Origin of the sequence: Scandinavium sp. (assembly GCF_036271055.1) — a bacterium.
GTDB lineage: Bacteria > Pseudomonadota > Gammaproteobacteria > Enterobacterales > Enterobacteriaceae > Scandinavium.
Map to the genome: position 1 here is coordinate 89,215 of NZ_DATBBJ010000100.1, position 18,375 is coordinate 107,589.

At 53.0% G+C, this 18,375-nt stretch carries 14 protein-coding genes; 7 read left to right on the forward strand and 7 right to left on the reverse strand.

Going from position 1 to position 18,375, the window contains the following annotated elements; all coding sequences use genetic code 11:
* Positions 1-3: 3 nt before the first annotated feature.
* Positions 4-1,581, forward strand: a complete 1,578-nt coding sequence (gene guaA, locus VH187_RS21440; RefSeq protein WP_329703457.1) for a glutamine-hydrolyzing GMP synthase — start codon at positions 4-6, stop codon at positions 1,579-1,581.
* A gap of 79 nt (positions 1,582-1,660) precedes the next feature.
* Here the strand turns inward: guaA and VH187_RS21445 are convergent, their stop codons facing one another.
* Together VH187_RS21445 and VH187_RS21450 are read right to left on the reverse strand one after the other, a co-directional pair.
* On the reverse strand, positions 1,661-2,974 hold the full coding sequence (locus VH187_RS21445) for an MFS transporter (RefSeq protein WP_329703458.1): 1,314 nt from the start codon (positions 2,972-2,974) through the stop codon (positions 1,661-1,663).
* Between the two features lie 110 nt (positions 2,975-3,084).
* Positions 3,085-3,285 (reverse strand): YfgG family protein, encoded by a 201-nt coding sequence (locus VH187_RS21450; RefSeq protein WP_329703459.1) that lies wholly within the window; start codon positions 3,283-3,285, stop codon positions 3,085-3,087.
* Positions 3,286-3,598: 313 nt separating this feature from the next.
* Between VH187_RS21450 and VH187_RS21455 the strand changes: the two genes are divergently transcribed.
* Positions 3,599-5,854 (forward strand): EAL domain-containing protein, encoded by a 2,256-nt coding sequence (locus VH187_RS21455; RefSeq protein WP_329703460.1) that lies wholly within the window; start codon positions 3,599-3,601, stop codon positions 5,852-5,854.
* On the opposite strand, the gene ppx is transcribed toward VH187_RS21455, so the two are convergent.
* The 4 genes from ppx to purM all read right to left on the reverse strand — a co-directional run bounded on the left by ppx (position 5,834) and on the right by purM (position 11,309).
* Positions 5,834-7,375 (reverse strand): exopolyphosphatase, encoded by a 1,542-nt coding sequence (gene ppx / locus VH187_RS21460; RefSeq protein WP_329703461.1) that lies wholly within the window; start codon positions 7,373-7,375, stop codon positions 5,834-5,836. The genes VH187_RS21455 and ppx overlap by 21 nt on opposite strands.
* 3 nt (positions 7,376-7,378) lie before the next feature.
* Positions 7,379-9,439, reverse strand: coding sequence for a polyphosphate kinase 1 (ppk1, locus tag VH187_RS21465; protein WP_329703462.1), 2,061 nt, complete (start codon positions 9,437-9,439; stop codon positions 7,379-7,381).
* A gap of 191 nt (positions 9,440-9,630) precedes the next feature.
* Positions 9,631-10,272 (reverse strand): phosphoribosylglycinamide formyltransferase, encoded by a 642-nt coding sequence (gene purN / locus VH187_RS21470; protein ID WP_329703463.1) that lies wholly within the window; start codon positions 10,270-10,272, stop codon positions 9,631-9,633.
* On the reverse strand, positions 10,272-11,309 hold the full coding sequence (gene purM / locus VH187_RS21475; RefSeq protein WP_329703464.1) for a phosphoribosylformylglycinamidine cyclo-ligase: 1,038 nt from the start codon (positions 11,307-11,309) through the stop codon (positions 10,272-10,274). The genes purN and purM overlap by 1 nt, the downstream gene beginning before the upstream one ends.
* 254 nt (positions 11,310-11,563) lie before the next feature.
* Here purM and bglK point away from each other — a divergent pair, with 254 nt between their 5' ends.
* The 5 genes from bglK (at position 11,564) to VH187_RS21500 (ending at position 16,867) form a co-directional block, all read left to right on the forward strand.
* Positions 11,564-12,439 carry a beta-glucoside kinase BglK gene (gene bglK / locus VH187_RS21480; RefSeq protein WP_329703517.1) on the forward strand — a complete coding sequence of 292 codons (876 nt, stop codon included), beginning with the start codon at positions 11,564-11,566 and terminating at the stop codon, positions 12,437-12,439.
* Positions 12,440-12,452: 13 nt separating this feature from the next.
* Entirely contained in the window at positions 12,453-13,883 is a 1,431-nt protein-coding gene (locus VH187_RS21485) for a 6-phospho-beta-glucosidase (protein ID WP_329703465.1), read from the forward strand.
* A 182-nt stretch (positions 13,884-14,065) separates the two neighbouring features.
* Positions 14,066-14,692 carry a uracil phosphoribosyltransferase gene (gene upp, locus VH187_RS21490; RefSeq protein ID WP_329703466.1) on the forward strand — a complete coding sequence of 209 codons (627 nt, stop codon included), beginning with the start codon at positions 14,066-14,068 and terminating at the stop codon, positions 14,690-14,692.
* Positions 14,693-14,780: 88 nt separating this feature from the next.
* Positions 14,781-16,070 carry a uracil permease gene (gene uraA / locus VH187_RS21495; protein ID WP_329703467.1) on the forward strand — a complete coding sequence of 430 codons (1,290 nt, stop codon included), beginning with the start codon at positions 14,781-14,783 and terminating at the stop codon, positions 16,068-16,070.
* A gap of 95 nt (positions 16,071-16,165) precedes the next feature.
* Positions 16,166-16,867 carry a DnaA inactivator Hda gene (locus VH187_RS21500; RefSeq protein WP_329703518.1) on the forward strand — a complete coding sequence of 234 codons (702 nt, stop codon included), beginning with the start codon at positions 16,166-16,168 and terminating at the stop codon, positions 16,865-16,867.
* Positions 16,868-16,925: 58 nt separating this feature from the next.
* On the opposite strand, the gene VH187_RS21505 is transcribed toward VH187_RS21500, so the two are convergent.
* Positions 16,926-18,374 carry a leucyl aminopeptidase family protein gene (locus VH187_RS21505; RefSeq protein ID WP_329703468.1) on the reverse strand — a complete coding sequence of 483 codons (1,449 nt, stop codon included), beginning with the start codon at positions 18,372-18,374 and terminating at the stop codon, positions 16,926-16,928.
* Position 18,375: the final 1 nt, after the last annotated feature.

An 18,375-nucleotide genomic window follows, 5' to 3' on the forward strand; every position in this document is an offset into this window, starting at 1 on the left:
TCAATGACCGACAATATTCATAAACATCGCATTCTTATCCTCGATTTTGGTTCTCAATATACTCAGCTGGTGGCGCGCCGCGTCCGTGAACTGGGCGTTTACTGCGAACTGTGGGCCTGGGACGTTACCGAAGCACAAATTCGTGAGTTCAATCCGAGCGGTATCATCCTTTCCGGCGGCCCGGAGAGCACCACCGAACACAACAGTCCACGCGCACCAGAATATGTCTTCAATGCAGGCGTTCCGGTATTCGGCGTATGCTACGGTATGCAGACCATGGCAATGCAACTGGGCGGTCACGTTGAGTCTTCTAACGAGCGCGAATTTGGTTATGCGCAGGTAGAAGTGAAAACCGACAGTGCGCTGGTTCGTGGCATCGAAGATTCCCTGACCGCTGACGGCAAGCCGCTGCTCGACGTGTGGATGAGCCACGGCGATAAAGTCACCGCGATCCCGTCTGATTTCGTGACCGTTGCCAGCACCGAAACCTGTCCGTTTGCCATTATGGCCAACGAAGAAAAACGCTTCTACGGTGTGCAGTTCCACCCGGAAGTGACCCACACCCGCCAGGGCCTGCGCATGCTCGAACGTTTTGTACTCGACATCTGTCAGTGCGAAGCGCTGTGGACGCCAGCCAAAATCATCGACGACGCAGTGGAACGCATTCGCCAGCAGGTTGGCGATGACAAAGTCATTCTCGGCTTGTCCGGCGGTGTTGACTCTTCGGTGACGGCGATGCTGCTGCACCGCGCCATCGGCAAAAATCTGACCTGTGTGTTCGTGGACAATGGACTGCTGCGCCTGAATGAAGCGCAGCAGGTGATGGACATGTTCGGCGACCATTTCGGTCTGAACATCGTTCACGTGGAAGGCGAAGAGCGTTTCCTGACTGCGCTGGCGGGCGAGAACGATCCAGAAGCTAAACGTAAAATCATCGGGCGCGTGTTCGTGGAAGTCTTCGATGAACAAGCGCTGCGACTGGAAGATGTGAAGTGGCTGGCGCAGGGGACCATTTACCCTGATGTTATCGAGTCAGCGGCTTCCGCGACGGGTAAAGCTCACGTCATTAAATCTCACCACAACGTGGGCGGCTTGCCGAAAGAGATGAAAATGGGCCTCGTTGAGCCGTTACGTGAACTGTTCAAAGACGAAGTGCGCAAAATTGGTCTGGAATTGGGTCTGCCGTATGACATGCTGTACCGTCATCCGTTCCCGGGGCCAGGTCTTGGTGTGCGCGTGCTGGGCGAAGTGAAGAAAGAGTACTGCGACTTGCTGCGCCGCGCGGATGCAATCTTCATTGAAGAACTGCACAAAGCGGATCTGTACAACAAAGTGAGCCAGGCGTTCACCGTGTTCCTGCCGGTACGTTCCGTGGGCGTGATGGGCGATGGCCGTAAGTACGACTGGGTAGTTTCCCTGCGTGCTGTCGAAACCATCGACTTCATGACCGCACATTGGGCGCATCTGCCGTATGATTTCCTCGGCCGCGTTTCCAACCGCATCATCAACGAAGTGAACGGCATTTCCCGTGTGGTGTATGACATCAGCGGTAAGCCGCCAGCGACGATTGAGTGGGAATAATGTGATACCCGCTATCGCATCCTGAAAAAACAAAACCCGCGATGTCGCGGGTTTTTTTATGCCTGAGAGATGAGGGCGACTATTTGTTTTCTTCCTGTTCAGGCTCTTCTTCTTCAGGTTCCGTTGACGCAGTGATATCCACCATGGCTTCCTGAATCACGTCTTCATCCATCGAGGGATTCAGCGCGACAGCAAGCGGGGAAGACATCAGGCTGTCTGGCATCACCACGTGGGGTAGCGGAGCATCAACAATAATCTCTGGCTGACGTTTTCTGATCCAACTGATCGCCCCGATGGTGATCCCGCAAAGCGTGAAGCAGAAGTAGAGCACGTTACCGCCGAAAGGCTGCATTATCGCGCCGGTTATCAACGGCCCGATACAGGCACCCACGCCGAAGGCCATCAACAGGCAAGCGGTCAGTGATACGCGTCGTTCAGCCTCTACGCGGTCATTGGCAATGGCGACGCCTAAAGGATACAGCGAGAACATCGCCATGCTCGACAAGAAGGCGATACCCAGCAGCCAGTAAAACGAGATATGCGGCAAGAGTGACAAAGGGAGAGAGGCGACGGCGAACAGAACCGCAGTATAAAACAGCAGATGTTGACGGTCGTATCGGTCAGATAGCCAGCTTAGCGGGAACTGTGAAACCATCCCGGCGAAAATGGTGACGCCCATAAACAGGCCAGTTTGACGGGTGGTTAATCCTTGTGAAATGGCATAAACAGGCGCCAGACCGTAAAACGCACCCGCGGCCATCCCCATCACCAATGTTGCCGCCAGCAGTTTAGGTATGGCTTTGAAGAAGTAGCCGAGTTCCATCGGTGCGGGCGTCATCGGTTGGGCAGACGTTCGGGTGGTGAGGGCGATGGGCACCAGACACAACGCAAAACACAGCGCGACGATAAGCAACATCGCAGGGCCCGTTCCGGCTGCAGCCATCAGGATAATTTGCCCGCCACACAGACCAAGGTAGGTCGCGACCATGTAAAAGCCAAAGATGGCGCCGCGCTGTGAAGATTCTGCGCGATCGTTCAACCAACTCTCCAGCACCATGTACTGACACATCATGCACAGGCCGATGATAAGGCGCAGGAAGATCCAGAGCGGAATGAAATCGCTAAGCCCATGACCGACGACGGAGGCGGTGATTATCCCTGCGCAAGAAACATAGGCGCGAATATGCCCGACGCGGGCAATCAGGTTATGGCCGACTTTTCCGCCGATCACCAGACCGAGATAGTTAGCTGCGGTAATCGAACCGATAACCATGCCACTGACCTCTTCATGTGCGAGACGCAATGAGATATAGGTGGTCAACAGCCCAGAACCGAGCAGCATTAACAGGGTCGTGGTGTACAGCGGCATAAAGGTATTAAGAATGTTTTTCATACATTTCCCTGTATTGGCTGTTCGTTACGGATTCACCTCATCGTGCTTGGTTTTACCGTCAGATGCAAATTCAGGGGTATGACAGAGAAAAGCAGGTGGCTCAGAAGGGGCTAGTTTCGCTCACTGGAAACCTGAGTTTCAACGACCTGGCTCGACTGCTGCGCAGCCTTTTTATCCTGATGATGATACCAGGCGCCGATAGAGGAGTAGACGAAGCGGCCAAAAAAGAAGAGGAAGCTAATAAGGAGAATGATCCGGGTCATGCGACTGTTGAATTGATGTCGTTTTCGCATAGGGGTTGCCTGGCTCACTGAGGGTTCCTTTAAAAATACCCGTTATGGGCGATGGGCATATTAAGGCACAGCGGCGCATCAGGGTCAATTAACAACTGCATAAAAAATGTGCAAAATGCAAAGGGAAAGGTCCAGTCTGCGTACAACCGTGAGAAAAATGGGATAAATCGTATTTTGGGTAGTGTTTATTGATTTAAGTCAAGTTGCTCATTTTTTAGATGACTATAATCTATTGCCCCATTTCGCGGAGTGGTTTTCGCGGACATCAAAATCAGGTTGGATGCCTGTTTTTATCTGCCCATCAGGAATTGGGTCCTCTTTTTGAGCCTCTATGCATCTTACTGAACTCTATAAAAATAATCGTGATAAGTGGTGGGGACTGCCACTCTTCTTACCGTTGTTGCTGCTGCCTCTGGCCCGTAGCGCGAATACCTTTGCACACATTGATGGCGGTATCGTCGCGCTTTACTATCTTCCCTTGGCCCTCTTACTGAGTTTTATGCTCTTTTTTGGCTGGAAGGCGATACCAGGGATGCTGTTGGGGATTTGGCTGGTTGTTGCCAAAGGCATGACTATCCCCGAAACCATCTGCATTACGTTCCATTTTTTAATACCGGTTATCCTCAGTTGGGGAGGCTATCGGGTATTCGTTCCGAGACGACACTCTGTCGCCTACGGCTGTACACGCTTGATGCCACAACGGCTGTTCTGGCAGATGTTTTTCCCCGCGACCCTGTTCCAGATCTTACTTCTGGCCTGCGTATTCTTTAATATTTTACCGACAAGAATCTCATTGGCAGGGGCCGGCCCCCTGACACTGCATAGCTTAATCAACTATCAATCGATGCTTGTAGGATGCTTAACGGGCGTTCCGCTTTGTTACCTGCTCATTCGAATTATCCGTAACCCCTGGTATGTGCGATCGTTAATGTCGCAGATTCGACAGCAGATTGATTCAAAAGTGAGTACGTTTGAAATATTTCTGTGGGCATTTATTCTGCTGATTATTATGGGATTATTGTTAATCCCTGCCGCCAATTCAGCATCGATCTTTACCACCAACTACACCTTTTCCTTGCTGCTGCCGGTAATGTTGTGGGGGTCGATGCGTTTCGGCTACCGACTGATGTCGATTGCCTGGACACTGGTGTTGATAGTTAGTATTCACTTCTACTATCGTTATTTGCCTGTTTACCCGAGCTATAGCATCCAGCTAGCTATTACCTCTTCCAGCTATTTAGTGTTCTCATTTATCGTGGTTTATATGGCTATGCTGTCGACTCAGCAACGTTATATTCACGCGCGTGTCCGACGAATGGCCTACATTGACCCTGTGGTTCAGATGCCGAATTTGTGGGCGCTCACTCGCAAGCTCGCTGCCACACCGTGGTCTGTGCTTTGTTTTTTACGTATCCCTGAGCTCGAAGTGTTGGGTCGCCATTACGGCATGATGGTACGCATCCAGTACAAACAAAATCTGGGTAAATGGCTGGAGTCTGAGCTACAAGATGGCGAGTGCATTTATCAGTTGTCCGGACATGACTTAGTCATTCGTTTGAATACGGAAGCCCACGAGTCACGCATCGACGCCATCGACGCGCAAATCAAAAAATTCCGCTTCGTATGGGACGGGATGCCACTTCAGCCGAATGTTGGGGTGAGTTATTGCCATGTGCGTTCTCCAGTGATGCAATTGCCGATGCTGTTGGGTGAACTAAGCACAATTGCCAACTCCTCACTGCTGACCGGTTCGCCTGAAAATTTACAGCATCGTAATGCGGCACATTTGCAACAGCGTCTGAAAGACAAAGTCACCATGATGAACCGCTTACAGCTGGCGCTGGAACATGGTCAGTTCTGCCTGATGGTTCAGCCCATTGTCGGCATTCGCGGTGATAACTATCACGAAGTGTTGTTACGTCTGAAAGGTGAGAATAACCAGCTGATCGCCCCGGAAGAGTTTCTGCCGGTGGCGCACGAGTTTGGCCTGTCATCCCGCATTGACCTGTGGGTGCTTGAAAACACCCTCAAATTTATGGACAGCTGTCGTGAAACGCAGCCAGGCCTAAGGTTATCCGTTAATATTTCGCCCTCATCGGCCTGTGGCTCACAGTTCCCCAAAATTGTTGCGGATCTATTGAAGCGACACAATATTCAGGGCTGGCAGATTATCTTTGAGATAACGGAAAGCCAGTCACTGAGTCACCCCGAGCAGGCCATGCAAAACATGGAGCAGTTGCAGGAGTTGGGTTGTCGAATTGCGATTGATGATTTTGGCACCGGTTATGCCAGCTACGCTCGTCTGAAAAAGGTCAAAGCGGACATTCTTAAAATTGATGGCAGCTTCATCCAGAACCTGCTGTCGAGCAGCCTCGACTATCAAATTGTGTCTTCAATCTGTCATTTGGCGCGAATGAAGAATATGCAGGTCGTTGCAGAATACGTTGAAACGGAAGAGATCCGGGATGCGGCGTTGGGGCTGGGGATTGATTATTTGCAGGGCTTCTATATCGGCAAGCCAGAACCTTTAGAAGGTCTGGCTGCCGTTAATACAGAATTATTACTGTCAGGCCGCGATCACTGGTGATTCTTCTTCGGTGATCTTCAGCATCCAGCCAGTGACGCCTAACCAGTACTGCTGCTCTTTCTCCAGATCGAGCAGCACCAGCGCATTCTGGCTGAACCAGTTATGTGGGAAGCACAGTGTCCAGTGATTCGCCTCGGTGGTCAGTCTTAATGTGGGTGGTGTTGTGGTCGCCTGACGCTGGTTATTCAGCAGCACACCCAAACGCAATAGCTGGATCATCGGCAAAAACTGCTTCTTCTTAAACAGCGTAAAGCGCGGTAGATCGTCCAGTTTCACCCCTTTACGATGATAACGTACGAGGGTGGCAATAAGCGTCTGTTGCTCCTGGTTGAACCCCGGCAAATCGCTGTTTTGCAAAATATAAGCCGAATGGCGGTGCATCCCGCTGTGGTTGATATTCAGGCCCACTTCATGCAGCATCGCCGACCATTTCAGCAGGGCCGCCAATTGCGGATGTGCTTGCTTGGCATTCTGTTGCACCCACTGTTCATAGATCTGATTGGTGGTTTCCAGCACGCGACGCGCTTGTTCCCGGTCAATGTGGTACTGGCTCGCCAGACTTTCTGCGGTACGGCTGCGGATATCGTCATGGCGGAAACGGCCTTCCATCTCATACAACACGCCTTCGCGCAGTGCACCGTCAGACAGACGCAGCTCTTTGATGGCCAGCGAGTCAAACACGCCGCACAGAATTGCGAGGCCCGGCATAAATACCGCCTGACGATCTTCCGATAACCCCGGCAAGCTGAGTGCGCTAAAGCTTTTAAACTTCAGCACTTCATCAACCAGCATGTCCAGGCGTTCTGGTGTGATAATGCCGTCCTTCTCGCCCATTTCGACCAGCACTTCATGGACTGCTTTAATGGTGCCAGAAGCGCCCATCGCCACATTCCAGCCCTGAATGCGGTATTGCCAGGAGAGCGTTTCCAGTTTTTGCACCGCCGCAAGGCGCGCACGCTGGAAATTTTCTTTGCTGATAACGCCGCCCGGGAAGAACATCTGTGCAAAGCTGACGCAGCCCATACGGCGGCTCTCAACCAATTGCGGCGTGAAGTCTTCGCCGATCACAAGCTCCGTCGAACCGCCGCCGATGTCGATAACGAGCTTCCGGCCTTTTTCCGGCTGCGTATGTTCCACACCCATAAATATCAGGCGCGCTTCTTCGTTGCCGGAAATTATTTCAATCGGGTAAGGGATAACTTTTTCTGCCCGCTTGAGAAACTCTGGCGCGTTAAGCGCCTGGCGCAGGGTATGCGTCCCGACAATGCAGACGCTGGTCGGGGAAAAACCCTGCAAGCGTTCCGCAAACAGTGAGAGACAAGTCAGGCCGCGCTCCATCGCTTCTTCACTGAGCATATTGTTTTCATTCAGGCCATCGGCCAGATGGACACGCTGTTTCAGGCGTCCAATGATCTGCAACGCACCGTCGACGACGCGCGCGATGACCATATGAAAACTGTTCGATCCCAGATCGACCGCAGCAATTTCTTGCGGTCGTGATGTTTTGGTTTTTATGGGCATAGATTAATCGGGTTGCTCAAGTGATTTGATGTAGTCGTAAATCGCCAGCTGTGACCGGACTTTACGGCGATTGCCGCGGGGCACATAACGATTACTCAGTTCTTTGTCGATAAAACGGGCTTTCACGGTATCGCTAAATTGCAGATCGACAATATCCAGCACCTGCTGTTTCAGGCGCGGATCGAGGATCGGTGTGGCGACTTCAATACGGTAATCGATATTGCGCGTCATCCAGTCAGCGGAAGAGAGCCACACTTTTTTCGTGCCCCCATCTTCAAAAATATAGAGCCTGTCGTGCTCAAGATATCGGTCAACGATGCTAATCACGTTAATATTTTCGCTGATGCCTTCCAGTTGCGGGATGAGCGAGCACATTCCGCGAACCAGCAGGTTCACCGGCACACCTGAACCGGAAGCTGCGTACAGACGGTCAACGAGGCCTTTATCGACCAGGTTGTTGAGCTTTAACGTAATGCCGGACGGTTTGCCGTTTTGCGCGTTAGCGATCTCTTTATCAATCATCTCATACAGCAGGCGACGCGAGTTCTGCGGCGAAACCATCAGATAATCGAAATTCACCGGACGATAAGGGTTTTCGATGAAGTTAAATACCCGACGCACTTCATTAGTGATACGCGCATCGGCGGTCAGCAGGGAATAGTCGGTGTAAATCCGGGCGGTTTTTTCGTTGAAGTTACCGGTGCCGATGTGCGCATAACGCACCACGTCATCGCCTTCTTTACGCGAAACCAGGAACAACTTGGCGTGAATTTTCAGGCCTGGCGCGGAGAAGATAACGTGTACACCGGCTTCCGTCAGGCGCTTCGCCCAATGGATGTTGGCTTCTTCATCGAAGCGTGCCTGCAACTCAACCACCACCGTGACTTTCTTGCCGTTGTGCGCCGCGTGGATCATCGAATCAATAATCCGCGAGTCTTTCGCTACACGGTAAATATTGATTTTGATCGCCAGTACGCTTGGGTCAAACGAGGCCTGACGTAACAGTTCCAGTACGTGTTCGAAGGTGTGATACGGGTAGTAAAGCAGTACGTCGCGTTCGCGAATGGCATCGAAGCCGTTGCGGAATTTATCGAACCAGATATGGCGCAGGCGTGGCAGCGGTTTATTCACCAGATTGGCTTTCCCGACGTTCGGGAAGCTAATGAAATCTTTGAAGTTATGGTAACGACCGCCAGGAACAATCGAGTCATAGCGCGTGATAGCGAACTTTTTACGCAGCATTTCGACCATCGCATCTGGCATATCGCGCTGATACACAAAGCGCACCGGCTCGGCGGTCAGACGTTGCTTGAGGCTGGAAGACATCAGCTCCATCAGACTCGATTCCATCTCGTGCACCAGATCGTACTCGGCGTCACGGGTCATCTTCATCGAATAGGCGTTCAGCGCATCGTATTCGAAGAAGCCCTTGAAGATATCATCCAGGCAATAGCGCAGGATGTTGTCCAACAAAATCATCGGCTTGCGGCGGCGCGGCGTTTCCGGCGGCAAATTCACAAAGCGCGGGACTTTATCCGACGGGATTTCCAGCAGCGCATAGCTGGTCTGCTCGCCGCGAATAATCTCCACGGCCAGATAGGTGTAATCGTCTTTCAGGAACTGCACCAGATCCGTTTCACGGTTAATCAGGATCGGTGTAATGTGCTGGCGCAGATAATGTTTGAAATAGTGGCGTAACCAGCCTTGCTGGTTGACTGACAGCTGACGCTCGTTGATCAGGAAGATCTGGTTACGGGCCATTTCGAGCAGCAGATCGTTATACAGGCCGTCAAATTCCTGATCGGCTTTCAGCACGCGAGCCTGAATTTTTCCCAGCAGATGGCGGGAATGCGCGGTAAGACCTTGTTCTTCACTGATGATAATGCGGCGCTTGAGTTCGGCAAAACGCACCTTATAGAACTCATCCAGGTTATTGGAATAGATGCCCAAAAACCGCATACGTTCTATCAACGGGTTGCTTTTATCCGCCGCTTCCTGGAGAACACGCTCGTTAAACGATAACCAGCTGAGTTCTTTTTCGATATAAAGCTTATCCTGACCCATTACTACTCACACTCCGGTTGATTGACGCGGACAGCCCTCACATTATGGCGAGCTTTGACCTGTGATGTCCAACTGTGCCAGATCAGTATGACAATAATCTGTTTGCTGTGGATCTGCGATAAGGTTTTTTTATTATTCAGCGGTATGGGAGAGGAGAGAAAGCGCTCGTTGTGACCAACAAGCGCTGGGGATTACTCTTCGCAAGCATGTCCCTGGGCCGGAAGCAGCGCGCCATCAAGCCATGCGTCGCCGTCTTTCATTTCCAGGCGTCCATCAACGAACCAACCGACGACCAAAGGATAAATGGCGTGTTCCTGGTGCTGCACGCGGGCGGAGATGTCATCTTCCGTATCTCCGGCAAATACCGGCACTTTAGCCTGTAAAATCACCGGGCCGCCGTCAAGCTCGTCCGTGACAAAATGCACAGAAGTGCCGTGCTCTTCGTCGCCGTTATCCAGCACCTGGCGATGGGTGTTCAGGCCTGGATATTTCGGCAGCAGGGAAGGGTGGATATTCAGCAAACGCCCCTGATAATGCGCGACAAACGCCGGGCTCAGGATACGCATGTAACCCGCCAGCACCACCACGTCGGGAGCGTAGGCGTCAATTTCCTGCATCAGTTCACGGTCAAACGCTTCTCGACTGGCAAACTGGCTGGCGCTCAGCGCATGGGCCGGAATATCTGCATCATGGGCGCGTTCAAGGCCGAACGCATCGGCCTTATTGCTGAATACCGCTCGTAAGGTGCCGTTAATTTTCTTCTGCTTGCAGGCGTCGATAATCGCCTGCAAATTGCTTCCATTGCCAGAAATCAGCACCACGATATTTTTCATTACTCGATGACCACACGCTGTTCAGAATCGGATGCTTTGATATAACCGATTTTCCACGCGTTTTCACCTTTCTCGTTCATCAGCGCAATGGCTTTGTCCGCTTCTGCTGCTGGCAGCGCAATCAACATGCCCACGCCGCAGTTAAAGGTGCGATACATTTCATGCTGACTGACGTTGCCCGCTTTTTGCAGCCAGTTGAACACCGACGGCCACTGCCATGAAGATTCATCGATAATGGCCTGGGTGTTATCCGGCAGTACGCGCGGAATATTTTCCCAGAAGCCGCCGCCGGTCAGGTGCGCGATGGCGTGAACATCAACATTCGCAATCAGTTCAAGGATGTTCTTCACGTAGATGCGGGTCGGGGCCAGCAGATGATCGGCTAACGGTTTGCCGTCGAGTTCGGTCGTTTCCGGGTTGCTGCCGCTCACTTCGAGAATTTTACGCACCAGCGAATAACCGTTGGAGTGCGGGCCGCTGGATGCCAGCGCCACCAGCACGTCGCCGTCGGCCACTTTGCTGCCATCGATGATTTCAGACTTCTCGACGACGCCGACGCAGAAGCCGGCCACGTCATAATCTTCGCCGTGGTACATGCCCGGCATTTCTGCCGTTTCGCCACCGACCAGCGCACAGCCGGACTGCAAACAACCTTCGGCGATACCGGTGATCACGCTGGATGCGGTGTCGACGTCCAGTTTGCCGGTCGCGTAGTAATCCAGGAAGAACAGTGGTTCAGCACCCTGAACCACCAGATCGTTAACGCACATCGCCACCAGGTCGATGCCGATAGTGTCGTGACGCTTGAGATCCATTGCCAGGCGCAGCTTGGTGCCCACGCCATCCGTACCGGAAACCAGCACCGGCTCACGATATTTTTGCGGCAGTGCGCACAGTGCGCCGAAGCCACCCAGGCCACCCATCACTTCCGGGCGGCGGGTTTTCTTCACCACACCTTTGATTCGGTCAACCAGAGCATTACCCGCATCAATATCAACACCGGCATCTTTATAGCTGAGAGAGGTTTTATCGGTCACTGCAAGTCTCCACGAAGGGCGTTAGCAAATAAAATCGGCGTCATTCTAACAGTCTAAGCAAACGTTTGCGAGCCTGGTTAACGGATATCTTACGGCTCCCCCTTTTTATGCATTGCAGCCGTTACGTTGCTCAAGTTTGAACCCGTTCACGAAAATGAAACCGGGTACAGTTTAGTGCTTGCAGGATGTCGGCAGAGCCCACAATATCTCACTGAAACCGGTTTCTGAAATGGCTTTCAGGAGGAATGGAACAGATGCACATAGCCGCGTTTGATATTGGTGGAACGGCGTTAAAAATGGGAGTGGTCACGCGTGAAGGCGAGATCCTCGACAAAGGAAAAGTGGCCATCAAGGACAGCGATGGCGATGCGATTCTGCAAGGGATTTTGCGCTGGATTGAAACGCACCCTGGATGTGAAGGCATCGCGATAAGCGCCCCGGGTTATGTCAATCCTCACACCGGTTTCATCGAAATGGGCGGAGCTATCCGCCGGTTCGACAATTTCGCCATCAAAGACTGGCTCGAAGAACGTACATGCCTTCCCGTTGCTATCGATAATGATGCCAACTGCGTGCTGCTGGCCGAACGCTGGCAGGGCAAAGCCGCTGAAATGAGCGATTTCCTGGTGTTGACCATCGGCACCGGTATCGGCGGCGCAATTTTCTGCAATAACCAGTTGGTGCGCGGCGCGCGTTTTCGCGGCGGCGAATTTGGCTACATGTTTACCGACCGACCCGGCAGCCGCCACCCCACGCACTACACCATGAATGCCACCTGCACATTGCGCGTCCTGCGCCAACGGTACAGCCATCATTACGACAAACGGCTCGACGACGTCAGCGGTGAAGAGATTTTTGACGCTTACGATGCAGGCGACGTGACCTGTCAGCGGCTGGTGGATGATTTCTTCAACGGCATCGCAAGCGGCCTGTACAACCTGGTCAATCTGTTTGACCCACAAACCATTTTGCTCGGCGGCGGCATCACCGAACGCCCGGGCTTCCTGAAACAACTTAAGCAGCATCTGGCCTGGTTTGGCATTGATGAGTTCGTCGATACCGTCAGCCATGGCAACGACGCCGGATTACTCGGCGCGGTTTACCATTTTAATCAGCAGTCTGAACGTTAAAGAGGGAGTTGTTATGTCCGGATTTAAAAGCGATTTTCTGTGGGGCGGTGCCGTTGCGGCACATCAGTTGGAAGGCGGCTGGAAAGAGGGCGGTAAAGGCCCAAGTGTTGCCGACGTAATGACCGCCGGGGCGCACGGCGTGGCGCGTGAAATCACCGACGGCGTGCTGCCAGGAAAAAACTACCCGAATCATGACGCGATTGATTTTTATCACCGCTATAAAGACGACATCAAACTGTTTGCCGAGATGGGCTTCAAATGCTTCCGTACCTCGATTGCCTGGACGCGCCTGTTCCCAAAAGGTGACGAGCTGGAGCCAAATGAAGCGGGCCTGAAATTCTATGATGACCTGTTTGATGAGTGCCTGAAATACGGCATCGAACCGGTTATTACGCTGTCGCATTTCGAAATGCCGTATCACCTTGTCAAAGAATATGGCGGCTGGCGCAACCGTAAAACCATCGACTTCTTTGTGCGCTTCGCGAAAGTGGCGTTTGAACGCTACCAGCACAAAGTGAAATACTGGATGACCTTCAACGAAATCAACAACCAGGCGAATTTCCACGAAGATTTCGCGCCGTTCACCAACTCCGGCATTAAGTATGAGGAAGGGGAAGACCGCGAGCCGATTATGTATCAGGCGGCGCACTATGAGCTGGTGGCAAGCGCCCTGGCGGTAAAAGTGGCGCGTGAAATCAACCCGTCGCTGCAAATCGGTTGCATGATTGCGATGTGCCCGATTTACCCGCTGACCTGCGCGCCAGACGATATGATGATGGCGATGAACGCCATGCATCGCCGCTACTGGTTCACTGATGTACACGTGCGCGGGAAATATCCGCAGCACCTGCTGAACTACTTCGAGCGTCGTGGCTTCGCGCTGGATATCACCGCCGAAGATAAAGCGGCGCTGAAACAGGGCTGCGTCGATTACATCGGTTTCAGCTATTACATGTCCTTTGCCACCAAAGCTACAGAAGACAATCCGCAACTCGACTACGACGAAACGACCAGTCTGGTCTCCAACCCATACGTCAAAAAGTCTGACTGGGGCTGGCAGATTGACCCGGTTGGCCTGCGTTATTCATTGAACTGGTTCTGGGATCATTATCAGTTGCCGTTGTTCATTGTTGAAAATGGCTTCGGTGCCATCGACGTGCGCGAAAGTGACGGCAGCGTGAATGACCAGTACCGCATCGATTATCTCTCCGCACACATCAGCGAAATGAAAAAAGCGGTGGTGGAAGACGGTGTCGATCTGATGGGCTACACCCCGTGGGGCTGTATCGATCTGGTGTCGGCAGGCACGGGTGAGATGAAAAAACGTTACGGCTTTATCTATGTTGATAAAGATAACGAAGGCAACGGCACGCTCGAGCGCAGCCGCAAAAAATCTTTTGCGTGGTATCAGAAGGTTATCAGCAGCAACGGAGAATCGCTGTAAATTGGCCTCACAAGACAAGACCTCGCTTCGGCGGGGTTTATTTTTATCCTTACTTTATAATAAGTAACAATGTGTTAATCACTTTGATTGATCCCGGTCAACGAGAACAGGTATGGCGCTACCGACAAAAAGCGGTATAATCCGGCGATTTTTTTGTGGCTGCCCCTCAGAGGAGAAAGAGAATGAAGATTGTGGAAGTGAAACACCCACTCGTCAAACACAAGCTGGGCCTGATGCGTGAGCATGACATCAGCACCAAACGCTTCCGTGAACTCGCCTCAGAAGTCGGCAGCTTACTGACTTATGAAGCAACGTCTGACCTCGAAACCGAAAAAGTCACCATCGAAGGCTGGAACGGCCCGGTGCAGGTTGATCAGATCAAAGGCAAGAAAATTACCGTTGTGCCAATCCTGCGCGCAGGTCTGGGCATGATGGAAGGCGTGCTGGAGCACGTCCCGAGCGCGCGTATCAGCGTTGTCGGCATCTACCGTAACGAAGAAACCCTCGAACCGGTTCCTTATTTCCAGAAGCTGGTGTCCAACATCGACGAACGTCTGGCGTTGGTGGTTGACCCGATGCTGGCGACCGGTGGTTCTATGATTGCCACCATCGACCTGCTGAAAAACGCGGGCTGTCACAGCATTAAGGTGCTGGTGTTGGTCGCAGCGCCGGAAGGTATCGCCGCGCTGGAGAAAGCGCATCCGGACGTAGAACTCTACACCGCCTCGATTGACCAGGGCCTGAACGAGCAGGGATACATCATCCCGGGGCTCGGCGATGCCGGTGACAAGATTTTTGGTACCAAGTAAATGATTCACTAAAAAAAGCCGACTTTGAGAGTCGGCTTTTTTTTGATTAAAACACAACAACAATACCACTTAGACAGAGGATTACACTATGACGCGCCGCGCTATCGGGGTAAGTGAGAGACCGCCGCTTTTGCAGACCATCCCGCTTAGTTTGCAGCACTTGTTCGCCATGTTTGGCGCAACCGTGCTGGTGCCTTTCCTGTTTCACATCAACCCGGCTACCGTTCTGCTGTTCAACGGCATCGGCACGCTAATGTATTTATTCATTTGTAAGGGCAAAATCCCGGCCTATTTAGGGTCGAGCTTTGCGTTTATCTCTCCGGTTCTGCTGCTGTTACCGCTGGGGTATGAAGTGGCACTCGGCGGCTTCATCATGTGCGGCGTGTTGTTCTGCCTGGTATCGTTCATCGTGAAAAAGGCCGGTACGGGCTGGCTCGACGTGATGTTCCCGCCAGCGGCGATGGGCGCGATTGTGGCGGTTATCGGGCTGGAACTGGCGCATGTCGCGGCGGATATGGCTGGTCTTCTGCCTGCGGCAGGGACAACGCCGAATACGACCAGCATCATGATTTCGCTGGTGACGCTCGGCGTGACGGTGTTCAGTTCGGTGCTGTTCCGTGGCTTCCTGGCGATTATCCCCATTCTGATTGGTGTGCTGACCGGCTATGCGCTGTCGTTTGCGGTGGGGATTGTGGATACCGCACCGATTGCGCAGGCTCCGTGGTTTGCGCTGCCAACCTTCTACACCCCGCGCTTTGAATGGTTCGCCATCTTCACCATTTTACCTGCTGCGCTGGTGGTAATTGCCGAGCACGTCGGGCATCTGGTGGTGACAGCGAATATCGTCAAAAAAGATCTGATTCGCGATCCGGGTCTGCACCGTTCAATGTTTGCCAACGGCCTTTCTACCATTATCTCTGGTTTCTTCGGCTCCACACCGAACACTACTTACGGTGAAAACATCGGCGTGATGGCGATCACCCGCGTGTACAGCACCTGGGTTATCGGTGGCGCAGCGATCATCGCGATTCTGCTTTCCTGCGTCGGGAAACTGGCGGCAGCGATTCAAATCATTCCGGTTCCGGTTATTGGTGGCGTTTCTTTACTGCTTTATGGTGTGATTGGTGCATCCGGTATTCGTGTGCTGATTGAATCGAAAGTCGATTACAACAAAACGCAAAACCTGATCCTGACTGCGGTTATCCTGATCATCGGCGTCAGCGGCGCGACCGTTCACATCGGTGCCGCAGAGCTGAAAGGCATGGCGCTGGCGACCATCGTCGGTGTGGCGTTGAGCCTGATCTTCAAACTAATCAGCGTCTTACGTCCGGAAGAAGTGGTTCTGGATCCGGCGGACAGCGATAAACCTGTCCACTGATCGACCAACCGGGCGGGGATCTCGCCCGGTTCTCTCCGTCACTCCTTTTGTGTTACACTCATCGCGATTTTTAGTAGTTCCATGTTGAGGTCACTCTGAACGCTCCGGCTCAGCTCTCTTTGCCACTCTATCTTCCTGACGATGAAACTTTCGCGAGTTTCTGGGCGGGCGATAACTCTTCCTTACTTGCCGCAGTGCAAACCATGCTGCGGGAAGATCACAGCGGATACATTTATGTCTGGTCGCGCGAAGGCGCTGGCCGCAGCCATTTGTTGCATGCAGCCTGCGCCGAACTGTCGCAGCGCGGCGATGCCGTAGGCTATGTGCCGCTGGATAAACGTACCTGGTTCGTACCGGACGTGCTGGAAGGAATGGAACATCTGGCGCTGGTTTGCATTGATAATATCGAATGCGTAGCGGGGGATGAGCAGTGGGAAATGGCGATCTTTAACCTCTACAACCGCATTCTGGAATCGGGCAAAACCCGTTTGCTGATAACCGGCGATCGTCCTCCGCGTCAGTTGAATCTCGGTTTGCCCGATCTCGCGTCGCGCCTCGATTGGGGACAGATCTACAAGCTGCAGCCGTTATCCGATGAAGACAAATTGCAGGCGCTGCAGCTGCGAGCCAAAATGCGTGGGTTCGAGATGCCGGAAGATGTGTGCCGCTTCCTGATGAAGCGCCTCGACAGGGAAACCCGAACTCTGTTTATGACGCTCGATCAGCTCGATCTGGCATCGATTACCGCCCAGCGTAAATTAACGATCCCGTTCGTTAAAGAAATCCTCAAATTGTAGGCCGGAAAGCGCAGCGCCATCCGGCGTAATTGCCCGGCGGCGCTTTGCTTGCACGGGCCTAAGACCGCTCCGCAATATCATCCAACAAATGCTGAACCAGCAACGGAATCGGTCTTCCCGATGCCACACTTCTGCCACCTTCACGCCACAACGCTGTGCCACTGATATCCAGATGCGCCCACGGAATGTCCGATGGGCAGAAATGATGCAGGAGCCACGCCGCCGATGAACTGATCGCCGCGTTGTTGGTGGGTGTGTTGCACAGATCGGCAATCGCGCTTTCGGTCTGTTTTTTCATGCGTGCGTCGAGCGGCAGCGACCATACTTCGTCGCCGCTTTGTTTCCCTGCGCGGGTCAGATGGTCACGCAATAATTCGTTTTGCGTGAACAGGCCGCTAAGCTCATAGCCCAGTGCTTTCACCACTGCACCTGTCAGCGTTGCCATGTCGATAATGAAATGGGTTTTCTCATGACGCTGACTGGTCCAGGCGATAGCGTCGGCTAACACCAGGCGGCCTTCGGCGTCGGTATTGTTGATTTCGACGGTCAGGCCATTGCAGGCGCGTGCCACGCTGCCGGGTTGCATGGCGTTCGGGCCAATGGCGTTTTCTGCGAGTGCCAGCACGCCCATTACTCGCACTGGAAGCGCAAGTTCAGCCACACTCAGCATCAGTCCGAGCACGTTCGCCGCGCCGCACATGTCATATTTCATGGTGTACATGCCTGCGCCTTCTTTCAGCCACAGTCCACCGGTATCGAACGTAATCCCTTTGCCGACATAGCTGCGCACCGGGCCGTCTTTTACGCCGTCATAATGGATCGCCAGCAGGCGAGGAGGGCGTGACGAACCTTTGCCGACTGCATGCAAAAGCCCCAATCCTTGTTCCTGAATGGCTTTTTCATCCAGCACTTCGCAGCGCAGTGCCGGGAATTGGACGCACAGGCGTAGCGCTTCCTCGACCACAAACTGTGGCGTACAAGTTTCCGATGGGATATCTGCCAGCCGACGCGCGGCGAGCATTCCGTTGGCGACGGCGTGTTGTTTTAGGAAGGCATCCTGCAAAGTTTCCCGTTGTAACGGCAGGCAGAATCCGGCCAGCGTTTTGACCCTCAATCTCTTATCGCTCGTTGTTTTCAGCCCCAAATCTTCCAGCGAATGATCGAGATTGAAGAACCCGCGTAGCACCGAATCGCGCACGTTGGTTTCTGTCAGCAACGTACAGTCGAGCACGATGTTTTCACTACAAGGCGCTTTGAACAACGGGCGTAAATGAGTCAGCAGGGCATCGGTCAGCGTGTCATGCCATGCTGAATCAGGAATCAGCGTGATACGGGCAAAGGGTGCGCAACCATAGCGGCTGTCAGCCAGTTCACCTTTTTTTGCCTGGGCCGCCATCTCCGCGAGAGCGGGAATATCCCACGTGGCCAGCAGCGGGCTGTCGGGCGAGGCAATCAAATGACTGCCGTGCGGTATGGTGGAAGGCTCAGTGATTAAACGGTATTCCATG